The sequence below is a fragment of the Sulfurirhabdus autotrophica genome (assembly GCF_004346685.1).
In the GTDB taxonomy this organism is placed as follows: domain Bacteria; phylum Pseudomonadota; class Gammaproteobacteria; order Burkholderiales; family SMCO01; genus Sulfurirhabdus; species Sulfurirhabdus autotrophica.
In genome coordinates this window covers 17239-33121 of the sequence record NZ_SMCO01000030.1, presented here as the reverse complement: position 1 = coordinate 33121, position 15883 = coordinate 17239, and the positions used below count along the sequence as shown (strand labels likewise).

Sequence of the window (15883 nt, the reverse complement as noted above, 5' to 3'; positions counted from 1 at the left end):
GTTTTCCTCGGTATCATGTATTTCGCAATACCGAGTATTTTCTCAGGCAGAAGGCTCACCACATGAGCCTAGCTGAAGTTTGTTTATAATCAGGTAAGTAATTCAAATTTTAGCTACAATGCAACGTGGAATACATCCATTGTTTCTTGACAACCCATTACCTGCCTACCATGATGTCATAAATTAAAAAAACAAATCATATGGGCAACATAGTGAATAAAGCGAGATGTTAAGCCTAACAGCAATCGATTCTCTTGATAAAGGTAATTTGAAATGATTGGGTTAGTTGTATTCGGAGCAGCGCTACTATACTTGCTAATTTCAATTGTGGTTGTGCTCTGGGCGATTCGTTATGCACGAGGTAACGGCAAGAGTGCCAAGAGCTGGGGCCGGGGCGCGGCATTTGTGATGTACAGCCTGGTTCTCTGGGACTGGCTACAGACAGTGGCTACCCAGGAGTTCTATTGCGCGAAGGATTCTGGTTTTACAAAACACTGAATCAGTGGAAGGCGGAAAATCCGGGGGTGATGGAGACGCTCACTACACAACGGGTATGGCAGCATGGTTATGCTGGCGGAGGCGATGTAGTCCATATAAATCAGCGATTTGACTTGATGTATAAAAAGGAGGGTGTGTTTTTTTACATCGATGGCGAAGGGAGCGACAGTTAGTTGACACCAAGACCAAGGAAGTTGTTGCGCGATATATCGACTTTTCAACGGGCAATGGGAATATTGGCGGCGAACCGGAATTACGGTTCTGGCTTCATAGCGATTATTGTATTGGCGGGCGAGATAAAGCAATCAAATTTGGGCAATTCATTATTCATGTAAAGGGCGAAGAAAAATGAGCACAATTCAAGACCTGTTTCAACAAGCACAACTCGCTGAGGCTGCTTACGCGAATATTGCTGTTCCATTGGGGCCAATAACCCCCTATCACCGAAGGGATGAGCCCGCGTAGAGTGCAAAACCAAAGTGCAATGCACAGTATCTATGAGATCAGGGACGAAAAGGCTATCAGGCGCATTGTGATTACTTTCATACCAACCCATTTAAGCATGGGCTGGTAATCAGGGCTGGCCGTATTTGGCCTTTCATGCATTGTTAGAACAAGGCATATACCCACCGGATTGGACAATTTGGTACGGTATATGGACTAACTCTCGGCGCATACCCTTTGGTTATTGCGACTTACAGGTGCTAAAAAAGACTTAGGCCGCAACTGGCAACGGAGTAATTTCTTTTTCCAACTTGTTACCGATCATGGCTTGCGTAGTTTTCAAATCGTAATCCGCCTGCACACCCAACCAGAACTCCGCTGTGCACCCGAAGTAGCGTGCAAGACGAAGTGCCGAATCAGCACTCACTCCACGCGTGTGATTCAGAATCCCGGAAATCCGGTTTGCTGGAACATGCAGCGCCTTGGCCAGCGCATTGGCGCTCATATTCAATGGTTCCAGAAAATCGTGCAGTAATATATCGCCCGGATGTGTAGGCGGAATGTGCTCGCCAGTGATTACGTCAGAGAAATCCATCTCAGGCAGATCTTCTATACGAATAGTCATGTGTGGCTCCTAATGATAATCCACTATTTCAACATCAAATGCATCACCGTTTTCAAAACGGAAACATACGCGCCACTGGTTATTGATACGGATACTCCAAAACCCTTCCCGGTTGCCAGAAAGCGCTTCCAACCTGTTAGAAGGGGGTGCGCGAAGATCGTCCAAAATACGCGCACGGTGCAACATGTCCAGCTTTTCCCGTGCCCGCTTCCTGATTTCCGGTGGTAATTTCTTTGCCGCAAATCCGACAAAAATGGCTGCAGTGGTCTTATCGGAAAAGGTTTTAATCATATTGAAAATATTAGTACGTTTTACGTAAAACGTCAAGGTCAGGCAACACAGCGGAGAAATAACGCAATCTCATTTATTTATTGCGCACTACGCAAACTACGTAACAACAAATTTCCCAATTCAAATTTTCCCACATTGCTGCAATGAAGAATCGACGCACCTGTTGATAATCATACACTCTCACGCCAAAATTCAATAAATTTTCCATAACTATCATATAGATAATATTTGGCATGAAATTTGCTTATCACATTACAAGAGTGTGGATACCATACGAAACACATGTACTTCACCTCAATAAAAGCACTACTAACCCCAATCAGGAATTTACAATAATGAAAATGATCACAAAATTAATAGCCTCTATAGGCTTGATATTCGCGTTGAATGCTCAAGCTGCTTCTGTTTCCTATTACCTGGACAATTCGAATGTAACGACTCAATTTCCGAATGGTAATAATTATCTGGAAGTCACCATTGCAGACGGTGCAAGTGGAAACATTGATTTCACTGTAAAAATGCTCTTACCGTTACTTTCCGGCGGGGTAATCGACAGTTTTGGCTTCAATACCACCAAAGCCATTTTCAACTCGAACATTTCAGCTCCTACCAGTTGGACTTACGCCACCAATAAAAACCAGGATGGTTTTGGTAAATTCACATCAACATTGTCAGCTACTCAAAATAGCGCCACTGGATTATTAGCGTTCTCAATTATCGGCATTACTGGGGACACCGTTTATGATTATGTACATCCCTCAACCGGTGCTGCAGGCAGCTCCGCTGGTGTCAACCTGGATTTTGCAGCCCATGTAATCCGATTGAGTACAGAAGACTCACAGGTTACAAGCAGCTGGTTTGCCGGTTCAACCAACGCATCTTTGCCACCTAGCGCCGTACCGGTTCCGGCTGCAGCCTGGTTATTAGGCTCTGGTTTAATTGGATTGATTGGTGTTTCAAGAAGAAAAGCGAGTTAAACCCTCGTTTTATTAGAAACAACGAGGATCGCGCAAGCCAACCTTGCTTTTCTACCCACATGGTTCAGATGTTCAGCCAGGCAGAAGGCTTAAAGCCAATAATCTGACTTGCCGGATGATCTTCTTGTTTACCATGCAACTTCAAACGATATTAAATGGGAAAAATCCTTGAAAACATCAAAACAAATTGCTTTAACTTGCGCCCTGCTCTTTGCCACAAGCCTCAGTGTAGTTTCAGCACATGCTGAGTTGATTACGAATGGTGATTTTGAAACCGGCGATTTCACCGGTTGGTCTCAAGCTGGCGATACCAACTGGACGGGCGTGATCGACTCTAACCCTTTAAGCGGAAATTATACGGCTGTACTAGGTGCTTACAATAAAACCGGAGGAGGATCGCTGTCGCAAACTTTTGCTACTTTAGTGGGCAGTACCTACTCACTGACTTACTGGCTTGCCAATGATGAATGGTTAGGGAACTCCGCTCCTAACCATTTTTCAAGCCAAATTGGCAATACCACTTTGTTCAGCCAATTTGACATGCCAGTACAGGACTATACTCAATATACTTACAGCTTCGTGGCAACTTCATTGGCCACAGCGCTCAAGTTTGAGTTCGGGAATGATCCTGCATACTTTTATTTGGATAAAGTTTCCGTTAACCAGGTTTCAGCCGTTCCAGAGCCGGCAACAACATGGCTGTTGGCAGCAGGTTTGCTAGGATTATTGAGTATGACAAGACGACGGTTATCACTTCCATCATTTAAGTGATTTACCTGAATTTTTGAGTTAAATTAGCAAGGTCTGTCGCAAAATTTACAGATATGAAAAGTGAAGACGGCGGCCAGTTAGTCGCTGTCTTTGTTTCTGAACTAGGCTATTTTAATACAGCAGGCTGTGCTTCAGATCGGGAGCAACGATTCCTTACGGATGCCACTCATACATTCCAAAAGTCAGTTTTGAATATACCCTACTTTTTCTCTCGGGAGAGTGCATTCATTATAATTTTCCTGCCACTTCAACAATCTGACCAAAGCAAATTCCTGAATCATTACATGGCACCCGTTCGGCCAGTCTGGGAATAAAATTATGCCGCTCCAGCAACGATACCACCTGTTCAGAAAGTATTTTGTTTTGGAATACCCCCCCGGACAAACCTATTACCTTTATTCCATGTTCTTCACGTGCACGAATTGCCTGCGCTAATAAAGCATGGACCATAGACGAATGAAAACATCCCGCCCTTTCAGCAACGGACAAAGATTCATCAGTTAACACTGATAACAAGGGTGACCAGTCTGACTCCCATATACCTTCCCCATTACGTTGCAAAGGAAGGTTTACAGGAACAATTCCCGGCACAGCAACCGCTTCCAGCAACATGGGGCCTTGCCCTTCAAAACTGGCCGTCTGCAGCAGCCCCACAAGCGATGCCGCAGCATCAAACAATCTGCCAACTGAGTAAGTTTTCGGGCAATTGATGCGTCGTTGCCATGCTTGATAAAGCAACTCAGCCTCTTTTATCGTTCCTTGCCACTGCAACCCAGACTCCCAACAAACTGCTGCAGCCGAGCGCCATGGTTCTCTGCCTGCTTTTTCAGCTCCTGGCAGATAAAACGGCTTAATTGTAGCGAAACGATACCAATACCCAGGTTTTCCCAGTAGCGCCTCACCTCCCCATAAAGCGCCATCCTCACCCAGTCCTGTGCCATCCCAGGTAAACACCAGTTGATTTTCCTCTAATGGAAACTCTCCCGCCACCGCAGAGGCATGGGCGTGATGATGCATCACTTTCAAAACTGGCAAGCCACATTTATTTGCCCATTTTGTCGTGGCATAGCCGGGGTGTGCATCACACACCACTACTTCTGCTGTCACACCATAAAGTGCTTGTAGATCCTTAACCACTTGTGCGAATACCACCAGACTCCGCAACGTTCCCATATCACCAATATGAGGTGAAATCACTACCCGATTGTCCCAAGCCAGTGCCACGGAGTTTTTCTTGTGCGCCCCTACTGCCAATACTGGTTTGGATAAAGTGAAGGGAAGCGTGATTTCCAAGGGTGTGCAACCGCGGCCTAGACGTAAGGGGCGCATTTCCCCTGCAATTTCTCGAAATACAGGGTCATCTGCCGGACGCGCTATCGTGCGATCATGATGCAGAAATGCATCTGCCACATGAGCAAGGCGATGTGCGACTTCAATATTGTCTATCAGCACTGGTTCACCGCTAATATTGGCAGATGTCGCTACCACCGGCCCGCCAAAATCGTTCAGTAACAGATGATGCAACGGGCTATAGGGTAACATCACCCCTAGTTCATCCTGGCCATCTGAAATTGAGGCGGGTAAAGTTGAATCTTCACGTTTTTTTAACAGAACAATTGGACGCATCGGGCCACACAAAAATTCTTTTTGGTATTGATTCAATACTACTTCTCTTTGCAACCGGAAAAGACCATCACCCTTTGGAAACATGACAGCCAGCGGTTTGTGTGGCCTGTGCTTGGCAGTACGCAAGCGACTCACCGCTTCTTCATTGGTGGCATCACACATCAGGTGATATCCACCTATGCCTTTTACAGCAAGGATTTTTCCTTCCCGTAACATGTGCACACCTTCAGCTAAGGCTTCGTCATTTCCTGTGACTATCGATGAATCCGAACCTTGAAACGCAAGTTGCGGACCACATGCCGGGCACGCAATGGGTTCTGCATGAAAACGTCTGTCAAGCGGATTTTCATACTCTGCCTGACAGTCAGGGCAAAGTTCAAATCCAGCCATAGTGGTATGGGGACGATCATAAGGCAACCGACTAATCAGCGTATAACGCGGACCACACTGGGTGCAATTAATAAATGGGTAACGGTAACGTCGATCAGATGATTCTTGCTGTTCTTTCAGGCATTCATCACATACAAAATAATCTGGTGGAACATGAATATCCGATGCTGCGCTTTCTGTGCTGGATAAAATGGTAAACCCTTCCAGTTTTTTTTCAAGCGAAGCAATTTGGGAAATGATTTGTCCAAAAGCTAGAGGTGGAGCTTCTGCAAGCAATTGATCGGCAAATTTGACCAAAGACTCGGAACGCCCCTGAACCATGATTTCGACCTGCCCGGAGAGGTTTCGTACCCAACCGGATAAAGTATATTGATGCGCAAGCCTGTAAACATATGGGCGAAAACCCACCCCTTGCACCTGTCCGCCAACAAGCAGACGATACGTTTCTACCGAACCGGATGGATCATTATCGACATCTGTCATCACGTCAACTTACAATGCCTGTTATGAAAATACAAGCCCGCCACCCGTGGAATGTTACCCCGCAGGAAGCCATTGCCATTCAGAAAGCGCTCTGTGCAGAAATTATCACTTCAGATGCACTCGGACAAGTGCATTATGTGGCAGGAATCGATGTGGGGTTTGAAGCCTCCAATACCATCACCCGGGCAGCAATTGCCATATTGAGTTTCCCCGAATTAAAACTGGTTGACCATGTGATCGCAAGGCTACCCACACAATTTCCCTATGTGCCTGGTCTGCTTTCTTTTCGCGAAGTACCCGCAGTGCTAGCGGCATTCGAGAAACTGAATATTCAGCCCGACCTGCTGCTGGTTGATGGCCAAGGGATTGCCCATCCACGCCGATTTGGCATTGCCAGCCATATTGGTCTGTTATGCGACATACCCGCAATAGGTGTTGCCAAAACCCGTTTAATTGGAGAATTCAGCGAAGTACCCAATAAACGTGGTGCTTGGTCTCCCCTTACCTATAAAGGCGAAATAATCGGTGCCGTTTTACGAACCCGCACTGACATCAACCCCCTGTATATATCACCGGGCCATCGAATCAGCCTGCAAACCGCCATTCACTATGTTATGGCATGCACAACCAAATTCCGGTTACCTGAAACAACTCGCTGGGCACACCGACTGGCATCAGGCAAAGAAAGTGACATTCAGCGGGCGCTCATGAAAAACGCCACACAAAAAATCTTCTTGCAGTAAATACTTATCGCCTTGAGCTGTTTTGTCTGCATACAAAAACTTGATTAACAAAAATTCATCATCCATTGATTGACAACAGTATTCTCAATACAACACTATTCTTGCTGGATCAGTGCGTTACTGCAATTGATTGCTTCTAAATACTCTTAACTGGAAGATGGAGAAAAACATGAAAAGCATTTCGCTTTCATTTGTTATATTGGCATTAATTGGTCTCGGTGGCTGCGCGAGTTTTATAAAGCCCACACCCGAAACCCTTAAAGCTGTCCCTGTAGTGCAATTTGGCAAACCCACCCCCGCAAACGGCGATTTCATTCTTTTTTTCCCTGCTGGCAAACCCATTCCCGTGGTAACAGTTATCAAGGGTTCAGCCCTGACGCAAGAAGCAGAGCACACGCTGAATGTGACACTCAAAAAAGATATTTACGCATACAAACGCTGGGTAAGCTTTGACCACAAAACCTGGCAAAGAGGCGATGAAGCGCTCGGCATTAATATTGAAATAAAAATTCCCGGCCCGGAACATCCCAAACCTGGCCTGATCAAGGTACAAGTTGATCTGAAATAGGGGAAATCCATGCGCACAAAATTCACCATTGTTTTTTTTGCTCAAATCTTACTGCTTTCGGGCTGTGCAAATAAAGAAACTGCCTACGCTAATATTTATGAAGGACTCAAAACCAGAAATGTCATCATGAATCCGGTATCCGAGCAAAAACCGAGTGACAAATCCATGTCTTACCAGGAGTATGAAGCTGAGCGTAAAAAATTACTGGAAAGCAATGGGGAAAAATGAAGTATCAACGCCATCCATCCATTTACACGAGTTGGCTTCACTATAGCGCGGAGCCAACTTTCATTTATTAAGTAATGTAAATCACCATACCCTGCCATGAAAATTCATGAAAAAATTAATTACGTTGAATTCCCTGCAAAAGATTTGGAAAAAATTAAACGTTTTTTTGCTGCGGCATTTGGCTGGTCATTTATTGACTATGGACCTGATTACATTGCTTTCTCAAATGAAGGCATTGATGGCGGATTTTATAAATCTGATTTGTGCGCTTCTACCAATAACGGTAGCGCCCTAGTTGTTTTCTATAGTCAAGCGATCGATGAGACACTATCGAAAATTCGATCTGCAGGTGGCATCATCAGTAAGCCCATATTTCCTTTTCCGGGTGGTCGACGTTTTCATTTTTGCGACCCGAGCGGCAATGAATATGCTGTATGGACAGATCTGGATGAATAAGTGCCTCAGCCATTTCAAACCTGCCGACAGAAGTAGAAGCCTATTTAGTTTCCGCTATGCTATCGCGCTTGTCATGAGCTTCATTTCATTGCTTTACATACAAAGTGCATCCGCATGCTCCTGTATATTACTGAACGAAAAACAACAATTTGATATGGCAGAACATGTCTTCATCGCCCGTATCACGCATATCCAGGAAACTAAAAACCGCCCTTCTCATCCTCAATGGAGGGGAAAGCTCGGCGAATTTAACGTAGAGCAGATTTTAAAGGGGAAGCCTGCCATTCTTCAAACAATTGAAACGGGATTTGGTCGTGGTGATTGTGGTGTCAGCCTGACTGTGGGACACACTTATCTGTTCTTTGCAGACAAAACCGGTTCTGTCGATATTTGTACGGGTAGCCGCGAGTTTGATTCCAGCACCCAAGAAAATCAAACATTGTTAAAAAAACTGGAAGGGTATGCTTTGCAATAGCCAACCGCTAAAATATTGATCGGATTTTTTAAATATTTCCACAATACAGCAGTTAGTTCATTTGATGCCATGCGTACTACTACCGATACCAAAAACATCCGATTCAGATTCTGACTGACACCAATTTCATACCAAAATTTTGTCGAGAAATTTTACACTTCCATTAAATTTTTCACCACACCATTGTCATTTTGTTATCAAATCAGCATAATATGACAAATGGCATATTTATTGCTTTCCTTGATGCAACAGTAATTAATCTGGATTTTGGGCAACACCCAAAAAAATTTTCAAATCTTTAGGGCACCAAACATGAAACTGAATATCACTCTCTGCGCAGCACTCACTTTTGCTGCGCTTGTTAACAGCCAGCCGGCCTCAGCTATCAGCATTATTTTTGATTATTCTTATGACTCATCCGGTTTTTTCACTGGTGCAAACGCCAGCCGCCAGACATTACTCAATCAGGCCGCAAGTGAATTCACCTCACGTATACAAGATAATCTGACTGCGATTACCTCTTCTGGTAGTAATAGCTACAATGCAAATTTCAGCAATCCCACTACTGGTGCATTAGTTACCCTGAACAACTATAGCGTGGCTAGCAATGCTTTGATTGTGTATGTGGGCGCTCAAAACCTTGGATCAGGCACACTGGGTGAAGGTGGCCCAGGTGGATATGGCGCCAGTGGCTCATCCCAATTTATCAGCAGCCTGGACCGTGGCCAAACAGGTGCAAACAGCAATCCGAATACCGATTTTGGACCATGGGGCGGCGCAATCACATTCAATAATGCTCAATCTAACTGGTATTTTGGCAGTACTGACCCCGTTCAAGGTTCCGGCCTGTTCGATTTCTATTCAGTTGCAGTGCACGAACTGGGCCATGTATTAGGGTTTGGCACAGCAAACTCTTTTGCAAATTTAGTAGGGAACAGCGGCTTCACAGGTAACGCTTCAGATGCTTTATATGGTGGCGTAGTGCCATTGGCAGATAATGGACACTGGCAACAAGGCCTCACCAGCACGGTTAATGGCGTTTCTCAGGAAGTTGCAATGGACCCTTCCATTGCAGCCGGTACACGTAAACACTTTACGGAACTGGATTTTGCTGCCCTGAAAGATACAGGGTGGCAAATTTCTGCTCCAACTGCCGTACCAGTTCCAGCGGCCGCATGGCTGTTTGCTTCTGGAATTGCAGGTTTGTTTGGTTTTGCACGAAGCCGGGCAACGCAAATAGCGTAGGTAATCAGCATCACTTAATTAAGAAACCCGCCGCGGGTTTCTTTTCAACTAAAACCAGCTCACTTGATTTGTACTTTCCTGCGCCATCATCATGCAAAATGTGCATCTTGAAATTTACGTAACTAGAAATTAACCCCGCAACCGAATAGTTAACCCTTTAAGAAAATACCGGAGCAACTGATCACCACAAATCCGATAGTTCTTATGCCCTTTTTTTCTGAACAAGGCACTCATTTCAGGCTTCGACAATTCAAAATCAGCCAGCTTTAAAATCTCATGCAAATCTTCTTCTTTTAGCTCAAAAGCAACCCTGAGCTTTTTTAAAATCATATTGTTGGTTAAACGCGTTGGCTCTGGTTGAACGACCTCTGCCGCCCCCTCCCGCTTGCCCCTTTTATAAGTCACCAGGCCATCCAGAAAGAAAGCTAAAATCTCATCACTGCATTCAACAAAACCAGGTTCATCTTCTTTTTTTAAAAGGTTCGATACGGCTATTCGATCGATTTCATAATCGGCAAGTTTAAAAACATCTACAATCGTTGGTTCGCTCAGGTCTAGCGCATAGCGAACACTTCGTATTACATCATTGTTATTTGTCACTGTTTACCTACTCCACTTTGTTGATTTCTGAGATTACCAGACTGCAAAACAAAGAATATGTTTTACATTCGTTACCCTAATAAATAACAATATCGTTTTCACACTCGGATAAGTCAAGAAAAACCATGCACCGCTCCCTGGCAAAGACAGTCACTTCTCGAGAAATCTGGTCATGGGCAATGTATGATTTCGCTAATTCTGGCTATACCACGGTGGTCATCACTGCCATTTTCAATGCTTATTTTGTTTCGGTTGTGGCAGGCAACGCTCCGTGGGCTACATTAGCCTGGACACTTGCGCTTGCAGTTTCCTACACACTCATTATGCTCTTTGCGCCAGTCATCGGCGCATACGCGGATGCCTATGCCGCCAAGAAAAAACTGTTGGCCGCAACAACAATTGGCTGTGTGATATTTACAGCACTGCTCGCTTTTGCGGGCCCCAATAGTTTGTGGCTGACTATCCCACTAATCGTCTTTTCCAATTTTTTTTATGGATGCGGAGAAAATCTGATCGCGGCTTTCTTACCGGAGCTGGCCCGTGGACGCGCTCTGGGAAAAGTATCCGGCTGGGGCTGGAGTCTGGGATATGTGGGCGGATTAGTAAGTCTTGGTGCTTGCCTGGCCTATGTGACATGGGCACAAGGACACAACCAGAAAGCAACTGACTTTGTCCCTGTTACCATGCTGATTACCGCTGCGCTATTTGCGCTTTCCAGCCTGCCTACGTTTATGTTCTTGAAAGAACGCGCCTTACCGCAACCCCATTTACAAGGCCTAAACATTTTTCAGGAATCGTTTGCGCGCCTGGGCCACACCCTGCGCCGAGCAAAACAGTTCCGTGATTTACGGCGCTTTCTGATCTGTACGGTATTTTATCAGGCAGGTATTCAGGCAGTGATTACCCTCGCTGCTATCTATGCGCAACAGGCAATGCATTTCACTACGCAACAAACCATTATGCTTATTTTTGTGGTCAACATCACTGCGGCCATCGGCGCATTTCTGTTTGGCCACGTGCAAGATCGCATAGGACACATTCCCACCATTGCACTTACATTGTTTGGGTGGATCGGAATGATATTACTGGCATGGGGTGCAGAAGGACCGACGCAATTTTGGATAGCCGCCAACCTTGCCGGTGTCTGTATGGGCTCCAGTCAATCTGCTGGGCGTGCACTGGTCGGTTTTTTAAGCCCTGCTGCGCGGCGTGCAGAGTTTTTTGGCTTGTGGGGGCTCGCAGTGAAGTTTTCTTCCATTCTGGGGCCAATCACTTACGGGCTGGTAAGCTGGATTTCCAAAGGGGATCATCGACTTGCCATTTTGATTACCGGCAGTTATTTTGTTGCGGGTTTACTTATTTTGGCGGGCATTGACGTGAAGCGTGGCAGGCGCGTAGCTTTACGCAAAGAAAATCAGTCATAGCAACTGATTTTTAACTCGCTATTGGCGTTAATTATGCTTACATTAATCAGTCCAGCTGGAACGAGATATTGGCGTTTATCCGGTACTTAACAATTTTCCCTTCTTCTACTTTGGCTTCAAAATCCTTGATATAGATGGATTTAATACCATGCAGGGATTTTCCTGCGCGGGTAACCGCCTGCGCTGCCGCATCTTCCCAACTTTTATCTGACTCCGCTAATACTTCAATGACCTTCATGACATTTGACATGCCAGTTCTCCTTACCTGTTTATTGATACCCGATTGCATTCAGCATGAGCTCTGTCAATACGCAACCAGCCTCTGTTCACTATAGTACAAACCGCATCAAACATTTTTAAGCCGGCAAGCAAATTCCCAGCGAGAATACTTTTTCAAGCTCCTGCCGCAACAACGCCTCATTGCCAGAATAAATAGGAGAAAAATGGAAGGGAATAACCGTTGCAACGCCAGCCTGGCGCGCAATAATCCCGGCCTGCCAGGCAGTTAAATGATATTTTTCTGCTGCTCGTTGCACATCTTGCTGTAAGAAAGTACTTTCAATGAATAACACATAAGCACCGCTTGCCAATGCAGCTATTCTTGAGGCATTTTCGGCGTGATAAACCACATCGGTTACGTATGCCAGCTTCTGTCCAGGTACGATACGTACAACTTGCTCTTTCAGCTTTCCCAATTGAAAAACTTTTTCCTGGCGCTCACCTTCTTCGACCCACCATGCTCGAATCAAAGTGTCATCTGGTTCCCCGCTCAATACGGCACGTTTCAATTCTTTTAACCACGGCCCGATGGGTAACGCCAGCGCCATCAGCCGATTTTTCCATATATTGACATGTGATTTTTCTTCCAGTGCAAAAGCCATGCTTGGAATTTTATGGTCAAGCATGGCATATCGCACACAAAACATCGTTTCATCCAGCAATACATTATCGGTTAAACGCCATGTTTTCTCTTTTTCTCGCCTGAACGCTGATTGACAATGAAATTCTGCGCTGCGCGCATGGCAATCGGGATTCACTTCCGTCACGACCAGAGTGAAATCTGTCGCATAATTTTCCACCAGATTCCAGGTGTAAGATGCGAGTTTGTGCTCTACCTGTTCCAGAAAATTGGGCGGTCCGTACAAAAACACCTTTTTCTCTCGCCCCAGGCAAATACGCAACAGCGTATCAAACCCGATAAAATGGTCCATATGCGTGTGCGAAACAAACACATGGCTGACGCGTAACAGTTTGCGCGGTGGAAGATGATGAATTTCACCCAGGTCGAATAACAGCGCGCGTTTTTCAAACAGAAAATCAACAAAGAGCCCCGGGTCTCCGAATGGCTCATTAACCAGTTTTGGATGAAACAAAGGACGCATTACCTAACTCCGAGCCACAATCATCAAACCTCACTTACTATTTATAACCAAAAAACCTCTATTTATCCTTTTATTATTCAATATTTCTACTATATTAAAGGCTTACCAGTGATTTCCCATAAAGGAGAAAGATCATGGCTATTGCTTATACCATCGAAAAATACCTGAACATGCACGACATTCCCTATGACGTGGTGAAACATCCCCACACACAAACCAGCCTTAAAACTGCGTATGCTGCGCAAATTGAAGGGGATTGTCTGGCCAAGGCCGTATTACTGGAAGACGACAACGGATACATGATGGCTGTGTTACCCGCGACTCACCACGTTAAGTTGGGTGAGATACGTAGGCAAACTGGCCGGCAAGTCAGAATGGCGTCAGAGCGCGAAGTTTCTGACTTGTTTCAGGATTGCGAAAGAGGGGCTATCCCTGCAATAGGTTTGGCTTATGGTATTGAAACCATTCTGGATGACAGTCTTATGGAAAACCGAGATATTTACTTTGAAGCCGGTGACCATGAAGAATTGATTCATATGAGTTGCGAACAGTTTGAAGAAGCCATGAGCTCCGCCATGCACGGGGAATTTAGCTCCTCAATTTAGCGGCTGCTTTGTGGGTACAGTTTACGTCACTTAACTGTGACAAATGGTCATTTGACGACCATTCCAGCATATGCGCACTGGTAGCGGTTTTTTTTACGTAAAAACAGTTAAATTCACTTGATATTGTTCCCGCTGTGAACAGCACAATTCACTTCTTTCGTAATGACTTTAAACTCCAAATCACCTAATAATTTTATTGCCGATATTTTAGTGATCGGTTCTATGCTATATTCATCTTATGTACGACTTTCATTTACGCTGGTTTAGTTTCTAAATATTAATAAGCAGGGAGGCCGCATGGGCCAAAAAGATTATGTTTCATTGCAAGAACCGTTCCTGAATACGCTGCGTAAGGAACATATACCGGTTTCCATTTTCCTGGTGAATGGTATCAAGCTGGTGGGCAAAATTGAATCGTTTGACCAATATATCATCATGCTTAAAGGTCACGACAACGTCACCCAGACCATTTTCAAGCACGCTATCTCTACCATTTCACCTTCACGTCAGGTGCAACTTCCAGCACGAGATGCAAAGCCGGATGAAGTTTGATTTTGACTTAACGTAATATCGATATTTAGATCTGCCAGGCAAATCTAAACAGAACGGGATACCAAACAACCCTTCCAAATACTTTATGGCTTAACACGTTCTATCGAAAAAACCCGCCCATTGTTATCAAAAGTAATTGTGGTCAACCACCCTGATCGATCCTTGGGTATGTAATACCAAATTTTTCTCGACACCCATCTATGGGACTGTACATGTGTTTCCCTGTCCGGCTCACCTGCCAACAGCACGACTTCAGCTACTGACATCCCGTCATCAAGTATGCGAAATTTTTCAAAAGGGATTTCAGCCGCCATTGTCACTGTGTAATAACTCATGAACGCCACTACCAACAGACTACGCAAGCATGCCGCGGGTATCTTAATCAAGTCAGCACTGCCTTTTGAGCTTCACGCACGCCCGATGACCACCATATGCGACACGCTCCTTCATCTGAAACCATACAAGGCCCAACGGGTGAGCGTGGCGTGCAAGCTTTACCGTAGATGCGGCATTGATTGGGGTAGATTTTACCAAGCACGACTTTTGCGCAATCGCAACCCGGCGGCATTTGCCCGGCACGTTTGCGAGAAACATCTTCATAGGATGGAAACTGAAGCCGGGCATTGCGTGCTTGAAACAAGGCATTCAGTTCAAATCCGGAATGCGGGATAACACCCACTCCCCGCCAGTTGGCATCCACGATATCCATGGTGTGGGCAAAAAATCGCTGAGCAACCGGATTTCCGCCAGTACGAACTACTTCTGGATAACAATTATCTAAAAAGCGTTCGCCTTCCAACAACTGGCGCAGCACTGAATACATCGCCGCCAATAAGCTTTCTGGTGAAAAACCAGCTACAGCCGCAGGCATTTTGTGTTTTTCTACCACAAACTGCCATTCTTCTGGCCCCATTACCGTAGCCACATGCCCAGGTGCTACCAGCGCATCGAACCCCGGCAATTCGCTATCCAGCAGCATGGCTACAGCTGGCCAGGTTAATCTTCCGGAGAGCAGTACGGACAAGTTTTCCGGGACACCTTCAGCCAGCATCGCGGCTACAGGCGCAGTGGTCGTTTCAAAACCCGCCGCGAAAAAAACAACGGTTTTTCCAGCGTTTTCCCTTGCAATCTGTACAGCTTCTGCGGGTGAGGCAATAGGGCGAATATCCGCACCCGCTGCTTTGGCTTCATCAAGAGAACGTATCTCACCCTTGGCGACATTCACTGGCACTCGCAACATGTCGCCAAAGGCCACTAAAATAATGGGTTCATGAAGGGCGAGCTGAATTGCCTGATACACGTCTTCTTCAGGGCATACACAAACCGGACAGCCCGGCCCTGGAATCAGCTCAATATGCTTTGGCAGTGCGCTACGTAATCCCGCCATCGTAATGGAGCGTTCATGACCGCCACACACGTTCATGATTTTGATTTTTCTTTCCAGCGGTAATGCCTGAATTTTGTCCAGCCATTCTTTGGCAGATAATTTCATTCAGATGC

The 15883-nt window shown here is 45.5% G+C and carries 21 protein-coding genes; 13 read left to right on the top strand and 8 right to left on the bottom strand.

The features are described from left to right. Positions 1 to 273: 273 nt before the first annotated feature. Both EDC63_RS17340 and EDC63_RS17335 read left to right on the top strand, forming a co-directional pair. Positions 274 to 498: a hypothetical protein gene (locus EDC63_RS17340; protein ID WP_124946516.1), complete on the top strand. Its 225-nt coding sequence runs from the start codon at positions 274 to 276 to the stop codon at positions 496 to 498. Next, the gene (locus EDC63_RS17335) at positions 465 to 671 is read left to right on the top strand and encodes a hypothetical protein (protein WP_124946515.1); all 207 of its coding nucleotides are present in this window, start codon (positions 465 to 467) and stop codon (positions 669 to 671) included. The genes EDC63_RS17340 and EDC63_RS17335 overlap by 34 nt, the downstream gene beginning before the upstream one ends. Positions 672 to 1213: 542 nt before the next feature. Here EDC63_RS17335 and EDC63_RS17330 read toward each other — a convergent pair. Then, the gene (locus EDC63_RS17330; protein WP_132920969.1) at positions 1214 to 1567 is read right to left on the bottom strand and encodes a HigA family addiction module antitoxin; all 354 of its coding nucleotides are present in this window, start codon (positions 1565 to 1567) and stop codon (positions 1214 to 1216) included. Positions 1568 to 1576: 9 nt separating this feature from the next. Beyond that, positions 1577 to 1858, bottom strand: coding sequence for a type II toxin-antitoxin system RelE/ParE family toxin (locus EDC63_RS17325; protein ID WP_124946514.1), 282 nt, complete (start codon positions 1856 to 1858; stop codon positions 1577 to 1579). A 335-nt stretch (positions 1859 to 2193) separates the two neighbouring features. Between EDC63_RS17325 and EDC63_RS17320 the strand changes: the two genes are divergently transcribed. After that, positions 2194 to 2835, top strand: a complete 642-nt coding sequence (locus EDC63_RS17320; RefSeq protein ID WP_124946513.1) for a VPLPA-CTERM sorting domain-containing protein — start codon at positions 2194 to 2196, stop codon at positions 2833 to 2835. 108 nt (positions 2836 to 2943) lie between these two features. After that, on the top strand, positions 2944 to 3606 hold the full coding sequence (locus EDC63_RS17315) for a PEP-CTERM sorting domain-containing protein (protein WP_124946512.1): 663 nt from the start codon (positions 2944 to 2946) through the stop codon (positions 3604 to 3606). Between the two features lie 228 nt (positions 3607 to 3834). Here EDC63_RS17315 and hypF read toward each other — a convergent pair whose 3' ends face one another. After that, complete coding sequence (gene hypF / locus EDC63_RS17310) at positions 3835 to 6105, bottom strand: carbamoyltransferase HypF (protein ID WP_124946511.1); 2271 nt, start codon at positions 6103 to 6105, stop codon at positions 3835 to 3837. A 23-nt stretch (positions 6106 to 6128) separates the two neighbouring features. On the opposite strand from hypF, the gene nfi reads away from it, so the two are divergent. The 6 genes from nfi to EDC63_RS17280 all read left to right on the top strand — a co-directional run bounded on the left by nfi (position 6129) and on the right by EDC63_RS17280 (position 9820). Then, a complete protein-coding gene (nfi, locus tag EDC63_RS17305; RefSeq protein WP_124946510.1) occupies positions 6129 to 6848 on the top strand; it encodes a deoxyribonuclease V in 720 nt (239 codons plus the stop codon). 169 nt (positions 6849 to 7017) lie between these two features. Further along, on the top strand, positions 7018 to 7416 hold the full coding sequence (locus EDC63_RS17300; protein WP_124946509.1) for a hypothetical protein: 399 nt from the start codon (positions 7018 to 7020) through the stop codon (positions 7414 to 7416). Positions 7417 to 7425: 9 nt separating this feature from the next. Then, positions 7426 to 7644, top strand: a complete 219-nt coding sequence (locus tag EDC63_RS17295; RefSeq protein ID WP_124946508.1) for a hypothetical protein — start codon at positions 7426 to 7428, stop codon at positions 7642 to 7644. A 96-nt stretch (positions 7645 to 7740) separates the two neighbouring features. Continuing rightward, a complete protein-coding gene (locus EDC63_RS17290) occupies positions 7741 to 8100 on the top strand; it encodes a VOC family protein (protein WP_124946507.1) in 360 nt (119 codons plus the stop codon). Beyond that, complete coding sequence (locus tag EDC63_RS17285; protein ID WP_124946506.1) at positions 8093 to 8575, top strand: hypothetical protein; 483 nt, start codon at positions 8093 to 8095, stop codon at positions 8573 to 8575. The genes EDC63_RS17290 and EDC63_RS17285 overlap by 8 nt, the downstream gene beginning before the upstream one ends. Before the next feature lie 312 nt (positions 8576 to 8887). Continuing rightward, a complete protein-coding gene (locus EDC63_RS17280; RefSeq protein ID WP_124946505.1) occupies positions 8888 to 9820 on the top strand; it encodes a peptidase M10A and M12B matrixin and adamalysin in 933 nt (310 codons plus the stop codon). A 129-nt stretch (positions 9821 to 9949) separates the two neighbouring features. Here the strand turns inward: EDC63_RS17280 and EDC63_RS17275 are convergent, their stop codons facing one another. Beyond that, positions 9950 to 10420, bottom strand: a complete 471-nt coding sequence (locus EDC63_RS17275; RefSeq protein WP_124946504.1) for a YehS family protein — start codon at positions 10418 to 10420, stop codon at positions 9950 to 9952. A gap of 125 nt (positions 10421 to 10545) precedes the next feature. Between EDC63_RS17275 and EDC63_RS17270 the strand changes: the two genes are divergently transcribed. Then, positions 10546 to 11844, top strand: coding sequence for an MFS transporter (locus tag EDC63_RS17270; protein WP_124946503.1), 1299 nt, complete (start codon positions 10546 to 10548; stop codon positions 11842 to 11844). Positions 11845 to 11890: 46 nt separating this feature from the next. Here EDC63_RS17270 and EDC63_RS17265 read toward each other — a convergent pair whose 3' ends face one another. Both EDC63_RS17265 and EDC63_RS17260 read right to left on the bottom strand, forming a co-directional pair. Next, positions 11891 to 12094 carry a dodecin family protein gene (locus tag EDC63_RS17265; RefSeq protein WP_124946502.1) on the bottom strand — a complete coding sequence of 68 codons (204 nt, stop codon included), beginning with the start codon at positions 12092 to 12094 and terminating at the stop codon, positions 11891 to 11893. A gap of 106 nt (positions 12095 to 12200) precedes the next feature. Beyond that, entirely contained in the window at positions 12201 to 13226 is a 1026-nt protein-coding gene (locus tag EDC63_RS17260; RefSeq protein ID WP_124946501.1) for a ribonuclease Z, read from the bottom strand. A 134-nt stretch (positions 13227 to 13360) separates the two neighbouring features. Here EDC63_RS17260 and EDC63_RS17255 point away from each other — a divergent pair, with 134 nt between their 5' ends. Both EDC63_RS17255 and hfq read left to right on the top strand, forming a co-directional pair. Continuing rightward, the gene (locus EDC63_RS17255) at positions 13361 to 13831 is read left to right on the top strand and encodes an aminoacyl-tRNA deacylase (RefSeq protein ID WP_124946500.1); all 471 of its coding nucleotides are present in this window, start codon (positions 13361 to 13363) and stop codon (positions 13829 to 13831) included. A gap of 297 nt (positions 13832 to 14128) precedes the next feature. Beyond that, entirely contained in the window at positions 14129 to 14383 is a 255-nt protein-coding gene (hfq, locus tag EDC63_RS17250) for an RNA chaperone Hfq (RefSeq protein WP_124946499.1), read from the top strand. 83 nt (positions 14384 to 14466) lie between these two features. On the opposite strand, the gene EDC63_RS17245 is transcribed toward hfq, so the two are convergent. Together EDC63_RS17245 and hypD are read right to left on the bottom strand one after the other, a co-directional pair. After that, complete coding sequence (locus EDC63_RS17245; RefSeq protein ID WP_124946498.1) at positions 14467 to 14769, bottom strand: hypothetical protein; 303 nt, start codon at positions 14767 to 14769, stop codon at positions 14467 to 14469. Next, positions 14766 to 15875: a hydrogenase formation protein HypD gene (gene hypD, locus EDC63_RS17240; RefSeq protein ID WP_124946497.1), complete on the bottom strand. Its 1110-nt coding sequence runs from the start codon at positions 15873 to 15875 to the stop codon at positions 14766 to 14768. Before hypD ends, EDC63_RS17245 begins: the two co-directional genes overlap by 4 nt. Between the last annotated feature and the right edge of the window lie 8 nt (positions 15876 to 15883).

Coding starts and splice junctions, on each gene's coding strand:
- EDC63_RS17340 (WP_124946516.1), top strand. CDS start 274: ATGATTGGGTTAGTTGTATTCGGAGCAGCGCTACTATACTTGCTAATT.
- EDC63_RS17330 (WP_132920969.1), bottom strand. CDS start 1,567: ATGACTATTCGTATAGAAGATCTGCCTGAGATGGATTTCTCTGACGTA.
- EDC63_RS17325 (WP_124946514.1), bottom strand. CDS start 1,858: ATGATTAAAACCTTTTCCGATAAGACCACTGCAGCCATTTTTGTCGGA.
- EDC63_RS17320 (WP_124946513.1), top strand. CDS start 2,194: ATGAAAATGATCACAAAATTAATAGCCTCTATAGGCTTGATATTCGCG.
- hypF (WP_124946511.1), bottom strand. CDS start 6,105: ATGACAGATGTCGATAATGATCCATCCGGTTCGGTAGAAACGTATCGT.
- nfi (WP_124946510.1), top strand. CDS start 6,129: ATGAAAATACAAGCCCGCCACCCGTGGAATGTTACCCCGCAGGAAGCC.
- EDC63_RS17300 (WP_124946509.1), top strand. CDS start 7,018: ATGAAAAGCATTTCGCTTTCATTTGTTATATTGGCATTAATTGGTCTC.
- EDC63_RS17295 (WP_124946508.1), top strand. CDS start 7,426: ATGCGCACAAAATTCACCATTGTTTTTTTTGCTCAAATCTTACTGCTT.
- EDC63_RS17290 (WP_124946507.1), top strand. CDS start 7,741: ATGAAAATTCATGAAAAAATTAATTACGTTGAATTCCCTGCAAAAGAT.
- EDC63_RS17285 (WP_124946506.1), top strand. CDS start 8,093: ATGAATAAGTGCCTCAGCCATTTCAAACCTGCCGACAGAAGTAGAAGC.
- EDC63_RS17280 (WP_124946505.1), top strand. CDS start 8,888: ATGAAACTGAATATCACTCTCTGCGCAGCACTCACTTTTGCTGCGCTT.
- EDC63_RS17270 (WP_124946503.1), top strand. CDS start 10,546: ATGCACCGCTCCCTGGCAAAGACAGTCACTTCTCGAGAAATCTGGTCA.
- EDC63_RS17265 (WP_124946502.1), bottom strand. CDS start 12,094: ATGTCAAATGTCATGAAGGTCATTGAAGTATTAGCGGAGTCAGATAAA.
- EDC63_RS17260 (WP_124946501.1), bottom strand. CDS start 13,226: ATGCGTCCTTTGTTTCATCCAAAACTGGTTAATGAGCCATTCGGAGAC.
- EDC63_RS17255 (WP_124946500.1), top strand. CDS start 13,361: ATGGCTATTGCTTATACCATCGAAAAATACCTGAACATGCACGACATT.
- hfq (WP_124946499.1), top strand. CDS start 14,129: ATGGGCCAAAAAGATTATGTTTCATTGCAAGAACCGTTCCTGAATACG.
- hypD (WP_124946497.1), bottom strand. CDS start 15,875: ATGAAATTATCTGCCAAAGAATGGCTGGACAAAATTCAGGCATTACCG.